The organism is Paucibacter sp. XJ19-41 (genome assembly GCF_028462495.1).
Taxonomy (GTDB): domain Bacteria; phylum Pseudomonadota; class Gammaproteobacteria; order Burkholderiales; family Burkholderiaceae_C; genus Roseateles_E.
This window is the reverse complement of sequence record NZ_JAQOWX010000084.1, coordinates 1-19,970: the sequence shown is the minus strand read 5'-3', so window position 1 is coordinate 19,970 and position 19,970 is coordinate 1. Positions and strand designations below refer to the sequence as shown.

Here is a 19,970-nt window from a genome sequence, read left to right as displayed (position 1 = left end):
GCGGGGAGGGGGAGCGACGCGCTCAGCGGCGCGGCGCGAGCGGCAGCGTGGCGACGACGCGCAGGCCCTGGGGCTGCAGATTGCCCAGGCTCAGCCGGCCGCCATGGCGCTCGACAATTTCCTTGACGATGGCCAGGCCCAGGCCGCAGCCATTGCCCTGCTGGGTGCCGCGGAAGAAGCGCTCGAAGACGCGTGGCTGCAAGTCCGCCGCGATGCCGGGGCCGTTGTCCGAGACGGTCAGCTCGACCTCACCGCTCGCCGCCGGGCGGACCAGCACCGTGACCGCCGCGCCGCTGCCGGCGTAGAGCAGGGCGTTGTCGATCAGATTGACCAGGGCCTCGCGCAGCAGCAGCGCGATGCCCATGACCTCCAGCGCCGGCTGCCGCTCATCGGCCTCGTCACCGCCGGCATCGCCATAGCCCAGGTCGATGCCGCGCTGCAGGGCCCGCGGCACCAGTTCGGCCGTCACCTCGCGCGCCAGCCGGCCCAGGTCCAGGCGCTGCAGCGGCTGGCTGGTGAGCGACTCCGGTTCGGTGCGCGCCAGCGCCAGCAACTGATTGACCAGGTGGGCGCTGCGGCCGGCACTCTCCTGCACGCGCAGCAGCCGTGCCATCAGCTGGGCCTGGCGGGACGGATCGGTGGCCTCGGTCAGCGCCAGCTCGGTCTGGCTCTTCAGCCCGGCCAGCGGGGTGCGCAACTGATGGGCGGCGTCGCTGATGAAGCGCCGCTGCGCCTGCACATTGTGCTGGACGGCCTCCAGCAACTCGTTGATCGCGCGCGCCAGCGAGCGCAGCTCCTGTGGCGCCGCATCGAGCTCGATCGGCCGGAGGTCATTGGGAGCCCGGCCCTCGACCAGGTTGCGCAGCCGCGTCAGCGGTGCCAGTCCGGCGCTGACGCCGGCCCAGACGATCATGCTCATCAGCACGATCAGGGCCGATAGCGGCAGCACCGTGTCGATCAGCAGGCGCCGCGCCAGCTCCTCGCGGTTGGCACTGGAGCGGGCCACCTGCACCAGCATGGTCTGCTGGTCGTCGGGGTCTTCGCCGAAATGCAGATAGAGCGCGGCCATGCGGATGCGCGAGCGTCGGCTGGCATCCTCGGCGTCGGCGATCTCGCCGTCGTAGAAATAGGCTCTGCCCAGCTGTGGTTTGGCGCTGTCCAGGCGCGGGCCGGGCAGCTTGCGGTTGCCCAGGATGAATTGGCCCGGCGGCGAGCTGACGGTGTAGAGCAGCTTGTCACTGGGGTCGGCCTCCAGCACATCCTGGGCGGCGCGCGGAAAGTCGATCAGCAGGCCGTTGCCCATGGGCTTGACCTGGCGCGCCAGCGAGCGCGTGGCCTGCAGCAGGCTGGCGTCGACCGCCTCGTTGGCGTAGCGGGCTGCGAGCTTGTAGGTGAACAAGGCGCCCGCCAGCCACAGCACCAGCTGGGGCAGCAGCAGCCACAAGAGCAACTGGCGCTTCAGCGAGCGCGAGCCCAGGCGGTCGGCCAGCCACAGCCTGGGCATGTCAGGGGCGCTCGGCTTCCAGCAGATAGCCCAGGCCACGCACGGTGCGTATCGCGACCTCGGCACCCTCGAGCTTGCGGCGCAGGCGGTGGATATAGACCTCGACCGCATTGGTGGCGGCCAGGGGCTCAGCGCCACGCTCGGCGCCGCGCTCGCCGGCCCAGGCCTGGTTGATCTCTTCCTTGGTGATGACGCGGCCGTGGTGCGTCAGCAGCAGGTCCAGCAGCGCCCACTCGCGCGGACTGAGCTCCAGCATCTCGCCGCAGACCAGCGCGCAGCGGGTGTCGCGCTGCACGCTCAGCTGGCCCAGATCGCTGCTGGCCTTGTGGCTGCGGCTGCGGCGCAGCAGCGCGCGCAGCCTGGCTTCGAGCTCGGGGAAGTCGAAGGGCTTGGTCAGATAGTCGTCGGCCCCGGCATTCAGGCCGGCGACGCGGTCATCCAGGCTGTCTAGCGCGGTCAGTATCAGCACCGGCAGCGAGGGGTTGGACAGGCGCAGCTGTTTCAGCACGGTCAGGCCGTCGACCATCGGCAGGCCCAGGTCCAGCACGACGATGTCGAAGACCTGCTTGGCCAGCAGGTACTGCGCCACCGCCCCATTGGGCGCGTGCTCGACCGCGAAGCCGCAGGCACGCATTTGGTCGCACAAGGCATCGGCCAGGATGGCATCGTCTTCGGCCAGTAGCAGGTTCATGAACGGGAGCTTAACAGTCCGGAAAAGCGTCTTGAATGAGGACTTTTCGGGAGGGCGTGCCCGCCGTTGCGCGAGTGCGCACAGTCATGCTGCAGCGCAGGGGAAAACCCCTCCGGACCCAGGGGGAGTGCCTCCTAGAATCGGGCTCAATCAAACAGGTTTGCAGCAAGGAGTTTTCATGGTCACTGCCCGCAGCGGCAAGACAGGCGGCAAGGCGAGCGACAAGGCAGGCGCGGCCGAGACGGAGGCCGAACAGGTGAATGTCCGGGTGCTCAAGAAGTACCCGAACCGGCGCCTGTACGACACCCAGACCAGCAGCTACATCACGCTGGCCGATGTGAAGAAGATGGTGCTGGGCGGCGAGAGTTTCGAGGTGCGCGACGCCAAGACCGGCGAGGACCTGACCCGTTCCATCCTGCTGCAGATCATTCTGGAAGAGGAAACTGGCGGCGTGCCGATGTTCAGCACCTCTTCGCTGGAGCAGATCATCCGCTTCTACGGTCATGCGATGCAGGGCGTGATGGGGGCTTATCTGGAAAAGAATATGCAGACCTTCACCGATCTGCAGGGCAAGTTCGCCGAGCAGAGCAAGGGCCTGGCCTTCAGCCCCGAGCTTTGGACCCAGTTCATGAGCGCGCAGTCGCCGGTGATGCAGAACTTCATGGGCAGCTATATGGAGCAGTCCAAGAACCTGCTCGAGAAGATGCAGGAGCAGATGAGCCAGGCCGGCGCGCTATTCCCCGGCATGCCCGGTTTCCCGCCCAAAAAGCCCTGAGAACCCGCCGCGCTGGCCGCGGCCGGGCGGCATCTGGGACAATCCGGGCATGAGCGATTCCACCGTCCTGCGCCCGTCCCCAGCCATCACGCCCGGCGCGGCCCCCAAAATCGGTTTTGTATCCCTGGGTTGCCCCAAGGCCCTGACCGACTCCGAACTGATACTGACCCAGCTGCGCGCCGAGGGCTACGAAACCTCCAAGACCTTTGCCGGCGCCGATCTGGTGATTGTCAACACCTGCGGCTTCATCGATGACGCCGTCAAGGAAAGCCTGGACACCATCGGCGAGGCCCTGGCCGAGAACGGCAAGGTCATCGTGACCGGCTGCCTGGGTGCCAAGGGCGGCACGGCCAGCAGCGACGCCGGCAGCCTGGTGCGCGAGATCCACCCCAGCGTGCTGGCCGTGACCGGCCCCCATGCGACCCAGGAGGTGATGGACGCGGTGCACACCCATGTGCCCAAGCCGCATGATCCCTTTGTGGACCTGGTGCCCGCCCAGGGCATCAAGCTGACGCCCAAGCACTACGCCTATCTGAAGATCAGCGAGGGCTGCAACCATCGCTGCAGCTTCTGCATCATCCCCAGCATGCGCGGCGATCTGGTGTCGCGGCCGATCGGCGATGTGCTCAATGAAGCGCGCGCGCTGTTCGAGGCCGGCGTCAAGGAGCTGCTGGTGATCAGCCAGGACACCAGCGCCTACGGCGTCGATGTCAAGTACCGCATGGGATTCTGGGACGGCAAGCCGGTCAAGACCCGCATGTATGACCTGGTGGCCCAGCTGGGCGAGCTGGCCAAGGCGCATGGCGCCTGGGTGCGCCTGCACTATGTCTACCCCTATCCCCATGTCGACGAGATCCTGCCGCTGATGGCCCAGGGTCTGATCCTGCCCTATCTGGACGTGCCGCTGCAGCATGCGCATCCGGATGTGCTCAAGCGCATGAAGCGCCCGGCCAGCGGCGAGAAGAATATGGAGCGCATCCTGCGCTGGCGCGAGACCTGCCCGGACATCGTGATCCGCTCCACCTTCATCGCCGGCTTCCCCGGCGAGACCGAGGAGCAGTTCCAGTATCTGCTGGACTTCATGGCCGAGGCTCGCATCGACCGTGCCGGCTGCTTTGCCTATTCGCCCGTCGAAGGCGCGAGCGCCAATGTGCTGGACGGCGCGCTGCCGCAAGCCCTGCGCGAGGAGCGCCGCGCCCGCTTCATGGAAGTGGCCGAGCGCGTCTCGGCCGAGAAGCTGCGCTCGCGCATCGGCGCGACGATGCAGGTGCTGGTCGATTCGGCGCCGGCGCTGGGCCGCAAGGGCGGGGTGGGGCGCTCCTACGCCGACGCGCCCGAGATCGACGGCACGGTGCGTCTGCTGCCGCCCGAGAAGGCCAGCAAGACCTTGAAGGTGGGCGAGTTCACGAAGGCGCGCATCGTCGCAGCCGAGGGGCATGACCTGATCGCGATGCCCATCTGATATGGGCAAGAGCAAACGCGCCCTCTCGACCGAGCAGATCCACCACCCCTACCGCGCGCCCGAGGGCTGGGCGGCCATTCCGGTCGGCGTCTACAAGGCCTCGACGGTGCTGTTCAAGAACACCGCCGACCTGCACACCCCGCGCCCGCGCGATGGCCTGAGCTATCGCTACGGCCTGCATGGCACGCCGACCTCGTACACGCTGGCCGCGCGCATCGCCAGCCTGGAGGGGGCGGAGCACTGCCTGCTGGCGCCCAGCGGCCTGGCGGCCGTGACCCTGGTCTCGCTGGGCCTGCTGCGGCCCGGCGACGAGGTGCTGGTGCCCGACAATGTCTACGGCCAGAACCGCTATCTCAGCGAGTCCTTTTTGCCGCAGTTCGGCATCACGCACCGCTTCTACGATCCGCTCGACGCGGCCGGCTTTGCCGAGTTGCTGGGGCCGCAGACCAAACTGGTCTGGCTGGAGGCGGCCGGCTCTATCACCCTGGAGTTCCCCGACCTGGTCGGCCTGCTGCAGGCCTGCAAGTCGCACGGCGTGATCAGCGCGCTGGACAATACCTGGGGCTCGGGCGTGGCCTTCAATCCCTTCGAGATCGCGCCCGGCCTCGGTGTGGATATCTCAATGCAGGCGCTGACCAAGTACGCCTCGGGTGGTGCCGACATCCTGATGGGCTCGGTCTGCACCCGCGACCGCGCGCTGCACGAGCGGCTCAACTACGCGCACGAACACCTGGGCTATGGCCTGGGGCAGAACGATGTGGAGCTGGTGCTGCGCGGCCTGCCGACGCTGGAACTGCGCTACCGCGCCCAGGATGCGACGACGCGGGCGTTGGCCCAGTGGATGGCGGCCCGGCCCGAGGTGGCCCGGGTGCTGCATCCGGCCTTGCCCGGTTCGCCCGGCCACGAATTCTGGGCCCAGACCAGCAGCGCCGGTGCGGCCTGCCTGTTCTCGGCGGTGTTCATGCCCGAGTACAGCGCGGCCCAGGTTGATGCCTTTGTCGATGCCTTGCAGCTCTTCGGCATCGGCTACTCCTGGGCCGGGCCGATGAGCCTGGCCGTGCCCTACGACATGAGCCGCAGCCGTGCGCTGGATCTGCCCTACCAGGCTGGCGTCATCGTGCGTTTTGCGATCGGGCTGGAAGCCGAGGCCGACCTCCGCGCGGACATCGAGCAGGCGCTCTCAGTCCTTCGGGCGTAAGGAAGCCTGCCGCATCAGCTGCCCCTTTTCTCGCTCCCAGTCGCGCTTCTTCTCGGTGTCGCGCTTGTCATGCTCGGCCTTGCCCTTCACCAGCGCGATGTCGGCCTTCACATGGCTGCCCTTGTAGTGCAGGTTCAGCGGCACCAGGGTGAAGCCGCGCTGCTCGACCTTGCCGATCAGGCGCTTGATTTCGTCCTTCTTCATCAAGAGCTTGCGGGTGCGGTCGGCCAGCGGGTTGACGTGGGTGGAGGCGGTGCGCAAGGGATTGATGCGGCAGCCGATCAGGAACAACTCGCCGTTCTTGATCAGCACATAGCCGTCGGTCAGCTGGACCTGGCCGGCGCGTATCGCCTTGACCTCCCAGCCCTCCAGCACGAGGCCGGCCTCGAACTGTTCGGCGATGTGGTAGTCGTAGCGGGCACGGCGGTTCTCGGCAATGGACATGGGACTCAATCTGGAGGCGTGGCTCGCCAATACAATCCGGCCATTGTATGAAGCATGTCAAAAAGTCAGTCTTGCTCTGGTACTCGCCGCACGAGATGTACGAGTTGGTGACCGGTATTGCCCAGTACCCGGAGTTCCTGCCCTGGTGCGAGAAGGCCGAGCTGCTGGCGCAGGACGCCGACAGCGTCACCGCGCGGCTGTCGCTGGCCTATGCCGGTGTGCACCACGCCTTCACGACCCGCAACCGCCATGAGGCCGACCGCAAGGTCGAGATGGAGTTGGTCGATGGGCCGTTCTCGCTGCTGGACGGCGTCTGGCAGTTCCTGCCGCTGGCCAAGCCGGGCTCGCAGCAGGGCGATGCCCAGGCCTGCAAGATCGAGTTCGAGCTGCGCTATGCCTTCTCCAGCCGGGCGCTGGAGGCCGTGGTCAGCCCCGTGTTCGACCGGGTGGCCAATACCTTTGTCGACCGCTTTGTGCAGCGCGCCGAGGCGGTTTATGGCCCCCGCTGAGCCGCTGCGGGTCGAGCTGGTCTGGAGCCCGGCGGCCGGCGATGTGCGGCACCGCTGGCTGCAGCTGCCGGCGGGCACGAGCGTGGAGCAGGCCTTGCGTGGCTGCGCCGATTTCGCCGACCAGCTGCCGCAACTGGCGAGCTTGCGCATCGGCATCTGGGGGCGTATCAAGCCGCTGGATACCGTCTTGCGCGAGCGCGACCGCATCGAGGTCTATCGCCCGCTGACCGTCGATCCCAAGGAGGCGCGGCGCCTGCGCTACCGCGCGGCCGGCGAGCGCATCGTCTCCCGGCACCGACCGCTGGCTGGCAAGACCAGCCGCTAGGGGTTTGCGGCTCAGCGGCAGTCGCTGCTGACGATGGCGCGGGTGCGCGCCACTTCCTCGGCACGCTGTTTTTCGTCCAGATACACGGTCTCGCCCGCATCAGTGCGGCGCGAGATGCGGATGCCTTCTTCCAGCGCGCGCAGATTGTTGCTGGCGCGCTTGCAGTTCTCGGCGCGCTGCTCGGCGACCTTGCGTTCTTCTTCCTTCTGGCGCTTGAGCTGCTGTTCCTGTTCGGCCTTCTGCTTGGCCTGCTGCTCCAGCTCGGCCTTGCTAGGCGGCGCCGAGGCGGGGCTGGCGGCCGGACGCGGTGCGCTGGCGGGCACATCGGTGGAGCGCACGATCACCTGCTGGCGCTGGCTCGGCGGGCGCTGCAGCACATCTTTTTCGGGAATGCCGGCCGGCGGCGGCAGATCGCTGTACAGCACCTTGCCGGTGGCGTCGCGCCATTTCCACTGCGCCATCGCGCTGCCTGCGATGCCCAGCAGCAGCAGGGCCAGCAGGCTGCGACAGGCGAGGGACTTGCGGGAGGAGGGGGTCATCGACAAGGCCTTTGTTGCAACTGCCGCAAAGTGTAGTCCTCAGGGCGGTGACAAGATGTAGCCGAGTCGGCCGGCGTGAGCTTTGTCGCGACTTCCGTATAATGCCGCTTTGCGTCTGGAGCTTCTCTCATGCGCCTGCTTGGTAAAGCGCTCACCTTCGACGATGTGTTGTTGGTGCCTGCCTTCTCCCACGTGTTGCCCCGCGACACCAGTCTTGCCACCCGGCTTTCCCGCAACATCCAGCTGAACCTGCCCTTGGTGTCCGCCGCCATGGACACGGTCACGGAAGCCCGCTTGGCCATCGCCATCGCCCAGGAGGGCGGCATTGGCATCGTGCACAAGAACCTGACGGCCCAGCAGCAGGCCATCGAGGTCGCACGGGTCAAGCGCTATGAATCCGGCGTGGTGCGCGAGCCCTTCACGATCACGCCCAGCGCCACGGTGCGCGAAGTCGTCGAACTGCAGCGCCAGCACGGTGTTTCCGGCTTCCCGGTGCTGGACGGCAAGAAGGTGGTGGGCATCGTCACCGGCCGCGATGTGCGCTTCGAGACCCGCATGGATCTGCCGGTGCGCGAGATGATGACGCCGGCCGAAAAGCTGATCACCGTCAAGGAAGGCGCCTCGCTGGAAGAAGCCAAGGCGCTGATGCACAAGCACAAGCTGGAGCGCGTGGTCGTCGTCAACGACGCCTTCGAGTTGCGCGGCCTGATGACCGTCAAGGACATCACCAAGCAGACCAGCTTCCCGAATGCCGCCCGCGATGCGCAGGGCAAGCTGCGCGTCGGCGCGGCGGTCGGCTTCGGCGACGATACCGAAGAGCGCGTCAAGCTGCTGGTCAAGGCCGGCGTCGATGCGCTGATCGTCGACACCGCGCACGGCCACAGCGCCGGCGTGCTGGAGCGGGTGCGCTGGGTCAAGCAGAATTTCCCTGAGGTCGATGTGATCGGCGGCAATATCGCCACCGGCGCGGCGGCCCTGGCCCTGGTCGAGGCTGGCGCCGACGGCGTCAAGGTCGGCATCGGCCCAGGCTCGATCTGCACCACCCGCATCGTCGCCGGTGTCGGCGTACCGCAAATCACGGCCATCGACAATGTCGCGACCGCCTTGCGCGGCACCGGCGTGCCGGTGATCGCCGATGGCGGCGTGCGCTTCTCGGGCGATCTGGCCAAGGCGATCGCCGCCGGCGCCGATTGCGTGATGATGGGCGGTGCCTTTGCCGGCACCGAGGAAGCGCCGGGCGACCTGATCCTCTACCAGGGCCGCAGCTACAAGAGCTACCGTGGCATGGGCTCGATGGGCGCGATGGCCAAGGGTTCGGCCGACCGCTATTTCCAGGACACCTCGGCCAACAATCCCAACACCTCCAAGCTGGTGCCCGAAGGCATCGAAGGCCAGGTGCCTTACAAGGGTTCGGTGGTGCAGGTGATCTTCCAGATGGCCGGCGGCCTGAAGGCCTCGATGCACTACTGCGGTTGCGCGACCATCGCCGATATGCAGAACCGGGCCGAGTTCGTCGAGATCACCTCGGCGGGCATGCGCGAGAGCCATGTGCACGATGTGCAGATCACCAAGGAAGCACCGAACTACCGTTCGGAGTAAGCATCCGGTGATGACAAGGATGGGGGCCTGCCAGCCCCCATTTCTTCTTTCTAGGGCGAAGGAGCAGGTGTGAGCGATAGTGCAGTCCAGCAGCGGCCAGCGGCCGGCATGGGCTTCATCATGGTGGCGGTGCTGATCGACATGATCTCGATCGGCCTGATCATCCCGGTGCTGCCGCCGCTGGTGGGCCTGTTTGCCAGCACGCCGTCCGAGCACACGCTGGCCTATCTGGCCGTGACCTTTGCCTTCGGCATCGCCAATTTCTTCGGTTCGCCCATTCTCGGCGCGCTGTCCGACCGCTACGGCCGCCGGCCGGTGATGTTGATCGGCTTCTCCGGCCTGGCGCTGAGCTTCTTCGTCACCGCGATGGCCACGGCCTTGTGGATGCTGGTGGTCGTGCGGTTGTTCAGCGGGGCGATGCAGGCCAATGCGGCGGTGGCCAATGCCTATGTGGCCGATATCAGCGCACCGGAAGAGCGCGCCAAGCGCTTCGGCATGCTGGGCGCGGCCTTTGGCATGGGCTTCATCCTCGGTCCGGTGATGGGCGGGCTGCTGGGCGATATCGATCTGCATCTGCCTTTCTATGTGGCCGGCGGCTTGGCGCTGCTGAACTGGGTCTATGGCTATTTCGTGCTGCCCGAATCGCTGGCGCCCGAGCATCGCCGCGCCTTCGAGTGGAGGAGCGCCAACCCGGTCAGCGCGCTGAAGAAACTCTCCGCGCTCAAAGGTGTTGGCGCGCTGGTCTTTGTGATCGCGCTCAGCGGCCTGGCCCAGCTGGTGCTGCACACCAGCTGGGTGCTCTACACCAGCTTCAAGTTCGGCTGGGGCCCGAAGGACAACGGTCTCTCGCTGTTCGCGGTGGGCGTGATGGCGGTGCTGGTGCAGGGCTTCTTGCTGCCGCATCTGCTGAAGGCCTTTGGCGCCAAGCGTCTGGTCGTGCTGGGCCTGGGGTCCAGCGTGATCACCAACTTCGTCTGGGGTGCGGCGACCGCAGGCTGGATGATGTATGCGGTGATCGCCTTCAATGTGCTGGGCTTCGCCGCCACCGCCAGCATGCAAAGCCTGATCTCCAACGCCGCCGATGCGCGCAACCAGGGCCAGACCATGGGCGCGGTGGCCTCGCTGAACAGCGTGATGGCCGTGCTGGCCCCGGTGCTGGGCTCGGGCCTGATCTATTTCGTCTCCGAACTGCCCCGGGGCGACTGGCGCATCGGCGCACCCTTCTACTTCTGCGCCTTGCTGCAGGCGCTGTCCCTCTTCTTTGCCTGGCGCCATTTCGCCCGCAGCGGCGGCACGGCGGCACCCTTGGCACAAGCTTCTTGATGATTGGATTCCACCATGCATGACAAAGTCCTGATCCTCGACTTCGGCTCCCAGGTCACCCAGCTGATTGCGCGCCGCGTGCGCGAGGCGGCCGTGTATTGCGAGATCCATCCCAATGACGTGTCGGATGAGTTCATCCGCAGCTTCGCGCCCAAGGCCATCATCCTGTCTGGCAGCCATGCCTCGACCTATGAGGACCACGAACTGCGTGCGCCGCAGGCGGTCTGGGATCTGGGCGTGCCGGTGCTGGGCATCTGCTACGGCATGCAGACCATGGCCGTGCAGCTGGGCGGCAAGGTGGAGTGGAGCGATCACCGCGAATTCGGCTATGCCGAGGTGCGCGCTCACGGCCACACCGCGCTGCTGAAGGACATCGCCGACTTCACGACCGCCGAGGGCCACGGCATGCTCAAGGTCTGGATGAGCCATGGCGACAAGGTCACGGCCCTGCCCGAGGGTTTCAAGCTGCTGGCCTCGACCCCCAGCTGCCCGATCGCCGGTATGGCCAATGAGGAGAAAGGCTATTACGCGGTGCAGTTCCATCCCGAGGTCACGCACACGCTGCAGGGCCAGGCGATGCTGACCCGCTTTGTGCGCGATATCGCCGGCTGCAAGGGCGACTGGATCATGGGCGACTACATCGCCGAGGCCGTGGCCAAGATCCGCGAGCAGGTCGGTGATGAGGAAGTCATCCTGGGCCTGTCCGGCGGTGTCGATTCCTCGGTCGCGGCCGCACTGATCCACCGCGCCATCGGCGACCAGCTGACCTGCGTCTTCGTCGATCACGGTCTGCTGCGCCTGAACGAGGGCGATATGGTGATGGATATGTTCGCCGGCAAGCTGCATGCCAAGGTCATCCGTGTCGATGCCAGCGACATGTTCCTCGGCCAACTGGCCGGCGTGACCGACCCGGAAAAGAAACGCAAGATCATCGGCGGCCTGTTCGTCGACGTCTTCAAGGCCGAGGCGGCCAAGCTCAAGGCCGGCGATGCCGGCCACAAGGGCGCCACCTTCCTGGCCCAGGGCACGATCTACCCCGATGTGGTCGAGAGCGGCGGCACCAAGACCAAGAAGGCCACGACGATCAAGAGCCACCACAATGTTGGCGGCCTGCCCGAGCAACTCGGCCTGAAGCTGTTGGAGCCGCTGCGCGAGCTGTTCAAGGACGAGGTGCGCGAGCTCGGCGTGGCCCTGGGCCTGCCGCCCGAGATGGTCTACCGTCACCCGTTCCCCGGCCCAGGCCTGGGCGTGCGCATCCTCGGCGAGGTCAAGAAGGACTACGCCGACCTGCTGCGCCGCGCCGATGCGATCTTCATCGAGGAACTGCGCAACACCAAGGACGAAGCCACCGGCAAGACCTGGTACGAGCTGACCAGCCAGGCCTTCACCGTTTTCCTGCCGGTCAAGAGCGTCGGCGTGATGGGTGACGGCCGCACCTATGACTACGTTGTGGCCTTGCGCGCCGTGCAGACCAGCGACTTCATGACCGCCGACTGGGCCGAGCTTCCCTACAGCCTGCTCAAGCGGACCTCGGGCCGCATCATCAACGAGGTGCGTGGCATCAACCGCGTGACCTACGACGTGAGCAGCAAGCCGCCCGCGACCATCGAGTGGGAGTGATGTGTTGCGCAGCCGTGCGCCGAGCCGACGGGATATGACAAGCGCCACTTGAAACCGTTTTTGCTGTCCCTATCTCGGAATCGGGTTGGCTGGTTCGGGCAGCCGCGATCGCCGCTTGATGGCTCCTGCGGTCGGTACCTGATGCGACTTTTCGAACCTTCAGTCCAGACCGCCCGGCATGTCCGGGCGGTTTGCTTCTTGCCCGCAAAATCGACCTAGACAACAAGGAATGGTTTTGTACCGATGACCCCAAGTCCTACCACGGTGTCCCTGGTTCTCGGCAGCGGCGGCGCGCGCGGCCTGGCTCATATCGGCGTGATCCAGTGGCTTGGCGAGAACGGCTACCGGATCCAGTCCATCTCGGGCGCCTCCATCGGCGCGCTGGTGGGCGGTATCTACGCCGCGCGCAAGCTCGAGGTCTATGCCGAGTGGGTGCTGGCGCTGGAGCGCATCCATGTGCTGCGCCTGCTTGACCCGACCATCGGCCAGCCCGGGCTGTTCAAGGGCGAGCGCATCATCAGCGTGCTGCGCGAGCTGATCGGAGACTGCCCGATCGAGGAGCTGCCGATTGCCTACACGGCGGTCGCGACGGATCTCGGGTCTCGCGAGGAGGTCTGGCTGCGCGAGGGTCAGATGTTCGATGCGATCCGCGCCTCCATCGCGACGCCGCTGGTCTTCACGCCGTTCCGGCACGGCAGCCGCACGCTGCTGGACGGTGCGCTGGTCAACCCGGTGCCGATCGCGCCCACGCTGGACGACGCCACCGATCTGACGGTGGTCGTCGACCTCAGCGGCCCGGCCGAGTCTCGGGTGCTGGCGCCGGCCAGTGCCTCACTGATCGGCGACAACAGCTACAGAAAACGTATTGCGCGCTTCGTCGATGCGCTGCAGCCGGGCCGTGCGAGCGCTGAGCCCCGCCACGGTCTGCTCGACGTGGCCTTTGTGTCCATGCAGGCGATGCAGGACACGATCTCGCAGCTGCGCCTGTCCGCGTATGCGCCCCCCGATGTGATGATCGAGATTCCGCGCAATGCCTGCGGCTTTTTCGAGTTCTGGCGCGCCGAGGAATTGATCGAGCTTGGACGGGAGCGGGCCGCGCAGGCTTTTGCGCGCATCGAAGGGTAGCCGGCGCAACCCTTGTCAGGGCCGGTGGCCGAGATGGCGTTCCAGGCCATCGAGCAGCAGTTCGAGCCCGAAGGCGAACTCGTCGCTGTAGGCGTAGTCCTTGCCGAGGACCTGCTCGCCAATCATTTCGACCAGATGCGGGTACTTGTCGGCGAGCAGCAACTCCCGGATCGCGGTGACGAACTCCTCTGCGCTTTCGCCGGCGCCGAAGGGCAGGTTCAGCTCGGTCAGCACGAAGCCGTAGACATAGGCGTCGATGGCCGAGAGCGCGTGTGCGGCCAGCGCGACCGAGAAGCCGTTGCGGCGCAGGCAGGCAAGCACGGTCTCGTGATGCCGCAGCAAGGTTAGCATCCGCCGCCAAGATTTACGGATGTAAGGTAGTGCATGCGAGCAGCTCTTGTTGACCGGTACGGCACACCCGAGGTGCTGCGCATCGCCGATGTTCCCCGGCCCGAACCGGGCGCCGATGAGGTGCTGCTGCGGGTGGTGGCGGCGGCCGTCACCTCGGCCGATGCGCGCATCCGGGCCGCCCGGTTCCCGGCGGGTTTCGGCGTCCCCGCGCGCCTGGTGTTCGGTCTGCGGCGGCCGCGGCGCCCGATTCTGGGCAGCGCGTTCTCCGGCGTGGTCGAGTCGGTGGGCACGCTGGTCAGCGATTTCGTGCCGGGGGACGAGGTGTGCGGGATGACGGGCATGGCAATGGGCGCGCATGCCGAGTTCCTCGCCTTGGCTGCCCGCAAGCTGGTTCGCAAGCCCGCCGCCGTGAGCCATCAGGATGCGGCCGGCGTGCTGTTCGGCGGCACGACGGCGCTGTACTTTCTGAGCGAGAAGGCGGCGCTGCGCGCGGGGATGTCGGTGCTGGTGAACGGCGCGTCCGGCGCGGTCGGGACCAATGCCGTGCAGCTGGCCCGGCATTGGGGTGCCAAAGTCACCGGTGTATGCAGCGGCGCCAATGCCGAGTTGGTCAGGCGCCTGGGTGCGGACCGGGTGATCGACTACCAAAGGACCGAGCTCTCCGGCGTCGCCGAGCGTTTCGACGTGGTGCTCGACACCGTAGGCAATCTGTCCATGGCCTCGGGTCGGCGCCTGCTGACGCCGCAGGGGCGGCTGCTGCTGGCGGTTGCCGGTCTGGGCGAGACGATACGGGCACGCGGCAACGTGGCCGCCGGGGCGGCGCCTGAACGGGTGGCGGATGTCGAGCAGCTGCTGCAGCTGGTGGCCGGGACGAGCATAGAGGTGGTGCATGAGCGCAGCTTCGAGTTGGCCGACATCGCGCTGGCCCACCGGCTTGTCGACAGCGGCCGCAAGCGGGGCAATGTGCTGGTCTGCCCTGAGCCCTCAGCGCACTGAGAAAACATCTTTTCACATCGCGGTATCGAATTGCAGGAAAATCGCGCGCGTCGCTAGGACAAGCGTCGGTTCAGTCCGTCGCCTGCCAGGCCTCATTTGACGACGCGCCCTGCAGCCTGTGCCGGCGGGGCCAACAATTCCAGGACACCGACCCATGAGCACCCAGCAGCCCAACATCATCTACACGCTGACCGACGAGGCCCCGATGCTCGCCACCAGCGCGTTTCTGCCCATCATGCAGGCCTTCGCCGAGCCGGCAGGCATCCGCATCGGCACCAGCGATATCTCGGTGGCGTCGCGCATCCTGGGCGCGTTTCCCGAATTCCTCAGCGAGGCGCAGCGCGTGCCGGACAACCTGGCCGAGCTGGGCAAGCTGACGCTGACGCCCGAGGCCAACATCATCAAGCTGCCCAATATCAGCGCCTCGGTGTCGCAACTGCTGGCCGCGATCAAGGAGCTGCAGGGCAAGGGCTATGCGATTCCTGACTATCCCGAGAATCCCAAGACCGAGGAAGAGAAGGGCATCCGCGCCCGCTATGCCAAGTGCATCGGCAGCGCGGTGAACCCGGTGCTGCGCGAGGGCAATTCCGACCGCCGCGCGCCCAAGGCCGTCAAGGAATACGCCCGCAAGAACCCGCATGCGATGGCCGACTGGAGCCAGGCCTCGCGCTCGCATGTCTCGCACATGCACCACGGCGACTTCTATCACGGCGAAAAGTCCATCACGCTGGACAAGGCCCGCGACGTCAAGATGGAGCTGATCACCAAGAGCGGCCAGACCCTGGTGCTCAAGCCCAAGGTCGCGCTGCAGGCCGGCGAGATCGTCGACTCGATGTTCATGAGCAAGAAAGCCCTGCTCGAGTTCTATGAGAAGGAAATCGAGGACGCGCACAAGACCGGCGTGATGTTCTCGCTGCACGTCAAGGCCACGATGATGAAGGTCTCGCACCCCATCGTGTTCGGCCACTGCGTGCGCATCTTCTACCGCGAGGCCTTCGAGAAGCACGGCAAGCTGTTCGACGAGCTGGGTGTCAACGTCAACAACGGCATGGTCGATCTCTACAACAAGATCGCCACGCTGCCGAGCGCCAAGCAGGACGAGATCAAGCGCGATCTGCATGCCTGCCACGAGCACCGCCCCGAGCTGGCCATGGTCGATTCGGCCAAGGGCATCACCAACTTCCACTCGCCCAACGACATCATCGTCGACGCCTCGATGCCCGCGATGATCCGCAACGGCGGCAAGATGTGGGGCGCCGACGGCCGCCTGAAGGACGTCAAGGCCGTGATGCCGGAGAGCACCTTCGCCCGCATCTACCAGGAGATGATCAACTTCTGCAAGTGGCACGGCAACTTCGATCCCAAGACCATGGGCACCGTGCCCAATGTCGGCCTGATGGCCCAGCAGGCCGAGGAGTACGGCTCGCATGACAAGACCTTCGAGATCAGCGAAGACGGCGTGGCCAATATCGTCGACCTGGCCACCGGCGAGGTGCTGCTGACGCAGAACGTCGAGCAGGGCGACATCTGGCGCATGTGCCAGGTCAAGGACGCGCCGATCCGCGACTGGGTCAAGCTGGCCGTCACCCGCGCCCGCAACTCCGGCATGCCGGCGGTGTTCTGGCTGGACCCCTATCGCCCGCACGAGAACGAGCTGATCAAGAAGGTCAAGCTCTACCTGAAGGACCACGACACCGCGGGCCTGGACATCCAGATCATGAGCCAGGTGCGCGCGATGCGCTACACCTTGGAGCGCGTGATCCGCGGCCTGGACACCATCTCGGTGACCGGCAACATCCTGCGCGACTACCTGACCGACCTGTTCCCCATCATGGAACTGGGCACCAGCGCCAAGATGCTGTCCATCGTGCCGCTGATGGCCGGCGGCGGCATGTACGAGACCGGTGCCGGTGGTTCGGCGCCCAAGCATGTGCAGCAGCTGGTGGAGGAGAACCATCTGCGCTGGGATTCGCTGGGCGAGTTCCTGGCCCTGGCCGTCAGCCTGGAAGACCTGGGCCTGAAGACCGGCAACACGCAGGCCAAGATCCTCGCCAAGACCCTGGACACCGCCACCGGCAAGCTGCTGGACAACAACAAGAACCCCAGCCCCAAGACCGGCCAGCTGGACAACCGCGGCAGCCAGTTCTATCTGGCGATGTACTGGGCCCAGGAGCTGGTCGCGCAGACCGAAGACAAGGCCCTGGCCGAGCGCTTCGCGCCGCTGGCCAAGGCCCTGAGCAACAACGAGCAGACCATCGTGGCCGAGCTCGCCGAGGTGCAGGGCAAGCCGGTCGATATCGGTGGTTACTACCAGCCCGATATGCAGAAGCTGGCCGCCGTGATGCGTCCCAGCAAGACCCTCAACGCCGCCCTCGCGACGGTGCGCGGCTGAGCGGAGAAGGCCGGGCCTTCGCGGCCCGGCCGATCTCCCGGTCGGTTCGAACTTCTCTCCTGAGTCCCATGTCCAATATCACCGACCGGCTGTTTTTTGCGATCCGCCCCGATGCGGCCGCCAGCGAGCGCATCGTGGCCCTGCGCAGCCAGCTCTGTGCCGAGCAGGGGCTGACCGGCCCGCTGCAGCCCGCCGAGCAGTTCCTGATCACGCTCCATCATCTGGGTGACTTCGCCCGCTTTCCGCAGGCCCTGGTGGACAAGGCGATGGCGGCGGCCGCATCGCTGGAGGTGCCGGCCTTCGACATCGTGCTGGACCGCGCCCTCAGCCTGAAGCGCCGCGAGCCCAGGCATCTGCCCTGCGTGCTGCAGGCCGGTGAGCCACTGGGTCCGCTGAAAGCCCTGCACGGGGCGCTGATCAAGTCCTTGAAGGCGGCCGAGCTCTACCGCTACGCCGCCTTCACCCCGCAGCTGACGCTCTTGCACGACAAGATCCCGGTCGAATCGCAGCCGCTCGGGCCGGTCGGCTGGCGGGTCGGCGAGCTGCTGCTGATCAACACCCGGCTGGCCGGCGGCGAGCAACAGCAGCTGGCGAGCTGGCCGCTGCGCTAGCTGTTCTTCCGGGCGCTCTGCGCACGATAATCGCTCCGCACCCCCGCTGCCGGAGCCCCCATGCAGAACGCCATTGCCGCCTTCAGCAATCTTGCGCCGCTGACGCAATTCCTGCTGTGGATCATGTTGTTTCTGGTGGTGCCGGGCCTGTGCGAGCGCTTCAAGGTGCCGGGTGTGCTGGGCTTCATCCTGCTGGGCTGGCTGCTCGGCCCCAACGGCATCGGCCTGCTCGACCCCGATTCGCTGGTGAGTCGCATGGGCTCGGAACTCGGCGTCGGGCTGCTGCTCTTCTTCGTCGGTTTCGAGATCGATTTCGCGCTGCTGAAGAAGGCAAGGGCCCAGGTGCTGTGCTTCGGCATCGCCACCTTCGGGCTGCCGCTGGCCGCCGGCACGCTGGTGGCTCGTCTGGCGGGTTTTGAGCTCAATGCTGCGCTGCTGATCGGCTCGCTGCTGGCCTCGCACACGCTGCTGGCCTATCCCATCGTCGAGCGCGCCGGCCTGGTCGGGCGGCTCAGCGTGGTGGCCACCGCCGGTGCGACGGTGTTCACCGATGTCGCGGCCATGGTGGTGCTGGCCGTCTGCCTGCTGGTGCACCAGACCGGCTTCAGCGAGTCCATCATCCTGAAGCAACTGGTGCAGATCGCGGTGTTCGTGCCGCTGATGATCTTTGGCGCGAGCTGGCTGATCAAGCAACTGGTGCAGCGCGTGCGGCTGCGCTTCGAGGCCCAGCTGCTGCTGTTCTTCGTGCTGGTGGCGGGAGGGTCCGAGGCCGCGACCCTGTTCGGGCTGGACGGCATCGTCGGCGCCTTCATGGCCGGCATCGCCGCGCGGCGCGCCATTCGGCGCGAGGAGCCCACCCATGTGCTGAAGGTCGTCGCCAACACCTTTCTGATCCCGGCCTTCTTCATGGCCACCGGCATGCTGATCCAGCCTGCCGTGCTGGTCGAGACCTTGCGTGAGCAGCCCTTGCTGGCCCTGGGCCTGGTGGCCGCGCTGGTTGCCGGCAAGTTTCTCGCCGCCTGGACCACCGGCAAGCTGTTCGGCTACCAGCGTGCCGAGATCGGTCTGTGCTTCAGCCTGACGCTGCCGCAGGTGGCGGCCACCCTGGCGGCCACCACGGTGGCCTATCGCACCGTCAACGCGGCGCAGCAGCCCTTGATCTCGCACGAGGTGCTCAATGCGGTGCTGCTGCTGGTGGTGCTGACCTCGATCGGTGGGCCCTTGCTGAGCCAGCGCTATGTCAGCCGCCTGGCTGCACAGCCCGTCGCGGACCCTGCCGCGCTGCCCGAGGGCAGCCGGTGATCAGAACCCGGCTTCGACGAAGAGCTGCGGGCCGCGGAACTCGTACTTGACGCGGCCGTTGAACTTCTTGCTCTTGCCGCTGACCTTGTAGTCCACCGCGCGATAACCGAGCCCGGCGGTCAGATTGGGTGAGAAACGGTAGGCCAGATTGGCCTCGAAATTGATCAGGTCGCCCTTGAAGCCCTTGGCTTTCAGCGGCAGCAGATCGAGGCGCCCGCCGGCCGACCAGCCGGGCCCCAGCGCAACGCTGCCATAGGCGCCAATGGTGGGCATGGGCAAGGACTTGTTCTTGTCGGTGCGGCGCAGCGCCTGCTGCCCGTTGCCGGCCTCGGCCAGGCCCTCGGCGACGAACTTGAACGAGGTCGAATGGATGCCCAGGGCCAGTCCGGCTTCGGCCTGGGGTGTCTTGTAGATCGAGAAGCCGCCGCCGGCGCGCGTGACCCGGGTGTCGAACTTGCCGGACAGCTCGACATTGACCGGGTAGGTCACATCGTCGATGGTGATGGCCGAGGACAGCGCCGACTGGCGGCCCGAGCGGTTGATCGCGTAGTGCTCGAATTCCAGGCGCCAGCGCTCACCCAGGCGCACTCCCAGCAGCAAGGCCGGCAGGGCCTTGTTCTTGCGCAGACCCAGATCGCGCTCCAGCACCACATTGGTGCCGCTGAGCGTGGCGCCCTCGCGGTCCGATCGGATCTCCGAGTCGAGGCCGGCACGGAAGGCGCTGAGCTGCAGCCAGACCGTCTGCTGGGCCAGATCCGCCGAGGCCTGGGCCTGGGCCGAGCCGGCCGTCGCTGCGGCGATGGCGGCGGCGACAGTGAGTGCGCTGCGGGTGTGCGTGTTCATCGGTGTTCCTGCCTGTTGATGTGGGGGGGCCTCGGGCGGGCGGCGCCGGCTCGGGCCGGGTCTTGTCTTGTTAGTCTAGCCAGGCGACTTGAACGAGGCCAGCAAGGCCGGGGCCAGGTGTTGCGCCCGATTCACTAGGGCTTGCGCAGTGCCTCGCTATTCTTCTGTACTTCGAGCGTTTCCGATTCCGACCTCCCCCATGTTCACAAGCACCGCATCCTGCTCTGCCCGCCCGCTGGTCCTGGCCGCCGTGATGCTGATGGCCTTGCAGGGGCCGGCGCGTGGCGATGCGCCATCGACCCCGGCCCAGGCCACCCAGGCCAGGCCGGCCGCCATCCATCTGCCGGCCGGGCGCCCGCGC

The 19,970-nt window shown here is 66.6% G+C and carries 19 protein-coding genes; 13 read left to right on the top strand and 6 right to left on the bottom strand.

All coding sequences use genetic code 11. From position 1 onward, the window contains the following. Window positions 1-22: 22 nt before the first annotated feature. Both PO768_RS19850 and PO768_RS19845 read right to left on the bottom strand, forming a co-directional pair. A complete protein-coding gene (locus PO768_RS19850; RefSeq protein WP_272647430.1) occupies window positions 23-1,504 on the bottom strand; it encodes a sensor histidine kinase in 1,482 nt (493 codons plus the stop codon). A 1-nt stretch (window position 1,505) separates the two neighbouring features. Continuing rightward, complete coding sequence (locus PO768_RS19845) at window positions 1,506-2,195, bottom strand: response regulator transcription factor (RefSeq protein WP_272647429.1); 690 nt, start codon at window positions 2,193-2,195, stop codon at window positions 1,506-1,508. A 178-nt stretch (window positions 2,196-2,373) separates the two neighbouring features. Between PO768_RS19845 and phaR the strand changes: the two genes are divergently transcribed. From phaR to PO768_RS19830, 3 genes are read left to right on the top strand one after another with little or no spacing between them, the layout of a single operon-like run. Then, window positions 2,374-2,970, top strand: a complete 597-nt coding sequence (gene phaR / locus PO768_RS19840; protein WP_269840950.1) for a polyhydroxyalkanoate synthesis repressor PhaR — start codon at window positions 2,374-2,376, stop codon at window positions 2,968-2,970. A gap of 49 nt (window positions 2,971-3,019) precedes the next feature. Continuing rightward, window positions 3,020-4,432 (top strand): 30S ribosomal protein S12 methylthiotransferase RimO, encoded by a 1,413-nt coding sequence (rimO, locus tag PO768_RS19835; RefSeq protein ID WP_272647428.1) that lies wholly within the window; start codon window positions 3,020-3,022, stop codon window positions 4,430-4,432. A gap of 1 nt (window position 4,433) precedes the next feature. After that, on the top strand, window positions 4,434-5,630 hold the full coding sequence (locus PO768_RS19830) for a PLP-dependent transferase (protein ID WP_272647427.1): 1,197 nt from the start codon (window positions 4,434-4,436) through the stop codon (window positions 5,628-5,630). Here PO768_RS19830 and smpB read toward each other — a convergent pair. After that, window positions 5,613-6,074, bottom strand: a complete 462-nt coding sequence (gene smpB, locus PO768_RS19825; RefSeq protein WP_137942190.1) for an SsrA-binding protein SmpB — start codon at window positions 6,072-6,074, stop codon at window positions 5,613-5,615. The two genes, PO768_RS19830 and smpB, sit on opposite strands and share 18 nt — an antisense overlap. 47 nt (window positions 6,075-6,121) lie before the next feature. Between smpB and PO768_RS19820 the strand changes: the two genes are divergently transcribed. Together PO768_RS19820 and PO768_RS19815 are read left to right on the top strand one after the other, a co-directional pair. Further along, complete coding sequence (locus PO768_RS19820) at window positions 6,122-6,583, top strand: type II toxin-antitoxin system RatA family toxin (RefSeq protein ID WP_137942191.1); 462 nt, start codon at window positions 6,122-6,124, stop codon at window positions 6,581-6,583. Continuing rightward, window positions 6,570-6,908, top strand: a complete 339-nt coding sequence (locus tag PO768_RS19815; RefSeq protein ID WP_269840948.1) for an RnfH family protein — start codon at window positions 6,570-6,572, stop codon at window positions 6,906-6,908. Before PO768_RS19820 ends, PO768_RS19815 begins: the two co-directional genes overlap by 14 nt. 11 nt (window positions 6,909-6,919) lie before the next feature. Here PO768_RS19815 and PO768_RS19810 read toward each other — a convergent pair whose 3' ends face one another. Beyond that, window positions 6,920-7,447, bottom strand: coding sequence for a DUF4124 domain-containing protein (locus tag PO768_RS19810; protein ID WP_262968489.1), 528 nt, complete (start codon window positions 7,445-7,447; stop codon window positions 6,920-6,922). A gap of 129 nt (window positions 7,448-7,576) precedes the next feature. Between PO768_RS19810 and guaB the strand changes: the two genes are divergently transcribed. The 4 genes from guaB (at window position 7,577) to PO768_RS19790 (ending at window position 13,114) form a co-directional block, all read left to right on the top strand. After that, window positions 7,577-9,046: an IMP dehydrogenase gene (gene guaB, locus PO768_RS19805; RefSeq protein WP_137942194.1), complete on the top strand. Its 1,470-nt coding sequence runs from the start codon at window positions 7,577-7,579 to the stop codon at window positions 9,044-9,046. Between the two features lie 69 nt (window positions 9,047-9,115). Continuing rightward, window positions 9,116-10,369: an MFS transporter gene (locus PO768_RS19800; RefSeq protein WP_269840945.1), complete on the top strand. Its 1,254-nt coding sequence runs from the start codon at window positions 9,116-9,118 to the stop codon at window positions 10,367-10,369. A gap of 15 nt (window positions 10,370-10,384) precedes the next feature. Next, window positions 10,385-11,989: a glutamine-hydrolyzing GMP synthase gene (gene guaA / locus PO768_RS19795; protein WP_269840944.1), complete on the top strand. Its 1,605-nt coding sequence runs from the start codon at window positions 10,385-10,387 to the stop codon at window positions 11,987-11,989. Between the two features lie 264 nt (window positions 11,990-12,253). Continuing rightward, window positions 12,254-13,114, top strand: coding sequence for a patatin-like phospholipase family protein (locus PO768_RS19790; protein ID WP_269840943.1), 861 nt, complete (start codon window positions 12,254-12,256; stop codon window positions 13,112-13,114). 15 nt (window positions 13,115-13,129) lie between these two features. Here the strand turns inward: PO768_RS19790 and PO768_RS19785 are convergent, their stop codons facing one another. Further along, entirely contained in the window at window positions 13,130-13,456 is a 327-nt protein-coding gene (locus PO768_RS19785; RefSeq protein ID WP_272647426.1) for a TetR/AcrR family transcriptional regulator C-terminal domain-containing protein, read from the bottom strand. An 81-nt stretch (window positions 13,457-13,537) separates the two neighbouring features. Between PO768_RS19785 and PO768_RS19780 the strand changes: the two genes are divergently transcribed. The 4 genes from PO768_RS19780 (at window position 13,538) to PO768_RS19765 (ending at window position 18,766) form a co-directional block, all read left to right on the top strand. Continuing rightward, window positions 13,538-14,461: an NAD(P)-dependent alcohol dehydrogenase gene (locus PO768_RS19780; RefSeq protein WP_272647425.1), complete on the top strand. Its 924-nt coding sequence runs from the start codon at window positions 13,538-13,540 to the stop codon at window positions 14,459-14,461. Between the two features lie 154 nt (window positions 14,462-14,615). Continuing rightward, window positions 14,616-16,853 carry an NADP-dependent isocitrate dehydrogenase gene (locus PO768_RS19775; protein WP_272647424.1) on the top strand — a complete coding sequence of 746 codons (2,238 nt, stop codon included), beginning with the start codon at window positions 14,616-14,618 and terminating at the stop codon, window positions 16,851-16,853. A 68-nt stretch (window positions 16,854-16,921) separates the two neighbouring features. Continuing rightward, window positions 16,922-17,464, top strand: coding sequence for a 2'-5' RNA ligase family protein (locus PO768_RS19770; RefSeq protein ID WP_272647423.1), 543 nt, complete (start codon window positions 16,922-16,924; stop codon window positions 17,462-17,464). A gap of 60 nt (window positions 17,465-17,524) precedes the next feature. Beyond that, window positions 17,525-18,766, top strand: coding sequence for a cation:proton antiporter (locus PO768_RS19765; protein WP_272647422.1), 1,242 nt, complete (start codon window positions 17,525-17,527; stop codon window positions 18,764-18,766). Here PO768_RS19765 and PO768_RS19760 read toward each other — a convergent pair whose 3' ends face one another. After that, window positions 18,767-19,609 (bottom strand): hypothetical protein, encoded by an 843-nt coding sequence (locus tag PO768_RS19760; protein WP_272647421.1) that lies wholly within the window; start codon window positions 19,607-19,609, stop codon window positions 18,767-18,769. Window positions 19,610-19,970: the final 361 nt, after the last annotated feature.

What these genes read in the sequence shown, in the direction of transcription:
- PO768_RS19815 (WP_269840948.1), top strand. Translation starts at nt 6,570, where the DNA reads ATGGCCCCCGCTGAGCCGCTGCGGGTCGAGCTGGTCTGGAGCCCGGCG.
- PO768_RS19850 (WP_272647430.1), bottom strand. Translation starts at nt 1,504, where the DNA reads ATGCCCAGGCTGTGGCTGGCCGACCGCCTGGGCTCGCGCTCGCTGAAG.
- PO768_RS19810 (WP_262968489.1), bottom strand. Translation starts at nt 7,447, where the DNA reads ATGACCCCCTCCTCCCGCAAGTCCCTCGCCTGTCGCAGCCTGCTGGCC.
- PO768_RS19775 (WP_272647424.1), top strand. Translation starts at nt 14,616, where the DNA reads ATGAGCACCCAGCAGCCCAACATCATCTACACGCTGACCGACGAGGCC.
- PO768_RS19845 (WP_272647429.1), bottom strand. Translation starts at nt 2,195, where the DNA reads ATGAACCTGCTACTGGCCGAAGACGATGCCATCCTGGCCGATGCCTTG.
- PO768_RS19760 (WP_272647421.1), bottom strand. Translation starts at nt 19,609, where the DNA reads ATGAACACGCACACCCGCAGCGCACTCACTGTCGCCGCCGCCATCGCC.
- phaR (WP_269840950.1), top strand. Translation starts at nt 2,374, where the DNA reads ATGGTCACTGCCCGCAGCGGCAAGACAGGCGGCAAGGCGAGCGACAAG.
- PO768_RS19765 (WP_272647422.1), top strand. Translation starts at nt 17,525, where the DNA reads ATGCAGAACGCCATTGCCGCCTTCAGCAATCTTGCGCCGCTGACGCAA.
- smpB (WP_137942190.1), bottom strand. Translation starts at nt 6,074, where the DNA reads ATGTCCATTGCCGAGAACCGCCGTGCCCGCTACGACTACCACATCGCC.
- PO768_RS19820 (WP_137942191.1), top strand. Translation starts at nt 6,122, where the DNA reads ATGAAGCATGTCAAAAAGTCAGTCTTGCTCTGGTACTCGCCGCACGAG.
- guaA (WP_269840944.1), top strand. Translation starts at nt 10,385, where the DNA reads ATGCATGACAAAGTCCTGATCCTCGACTTCGGCTCCCAGGTCACCCAG.
- guaB (WP_137942194.1), top strand. Translation starts at nt 7,577, where the DNA reads ATGCGCCTGCTTGGTAAAGCGCTCACCTTCGACGATGTGTTGTTGGTG.
- PO768_RS19770 (WP_272647423.1), top strand. Translation starts at nt 16,922, where the DNA reads ATGTCCAATATCACCGACCGGCTGTTTTTTGCGATCCGCCCCGATGCG.
- rimO (WP_272647428.1), top strand. Translation starts at nt 3,020, where the DNA reads ATGAGCGATTCCACCGTCCTGCGCCCGTCCCCAGCCATCACGCCCGGC.
- PO768_RS19830 (WP_272647427.1), top strand. Translation starts at nt 4,434, where the DNA reads ATGGGCAAGAGCAAACGCGCCCTCTCGACCGAGCAGATCCACCACCCC.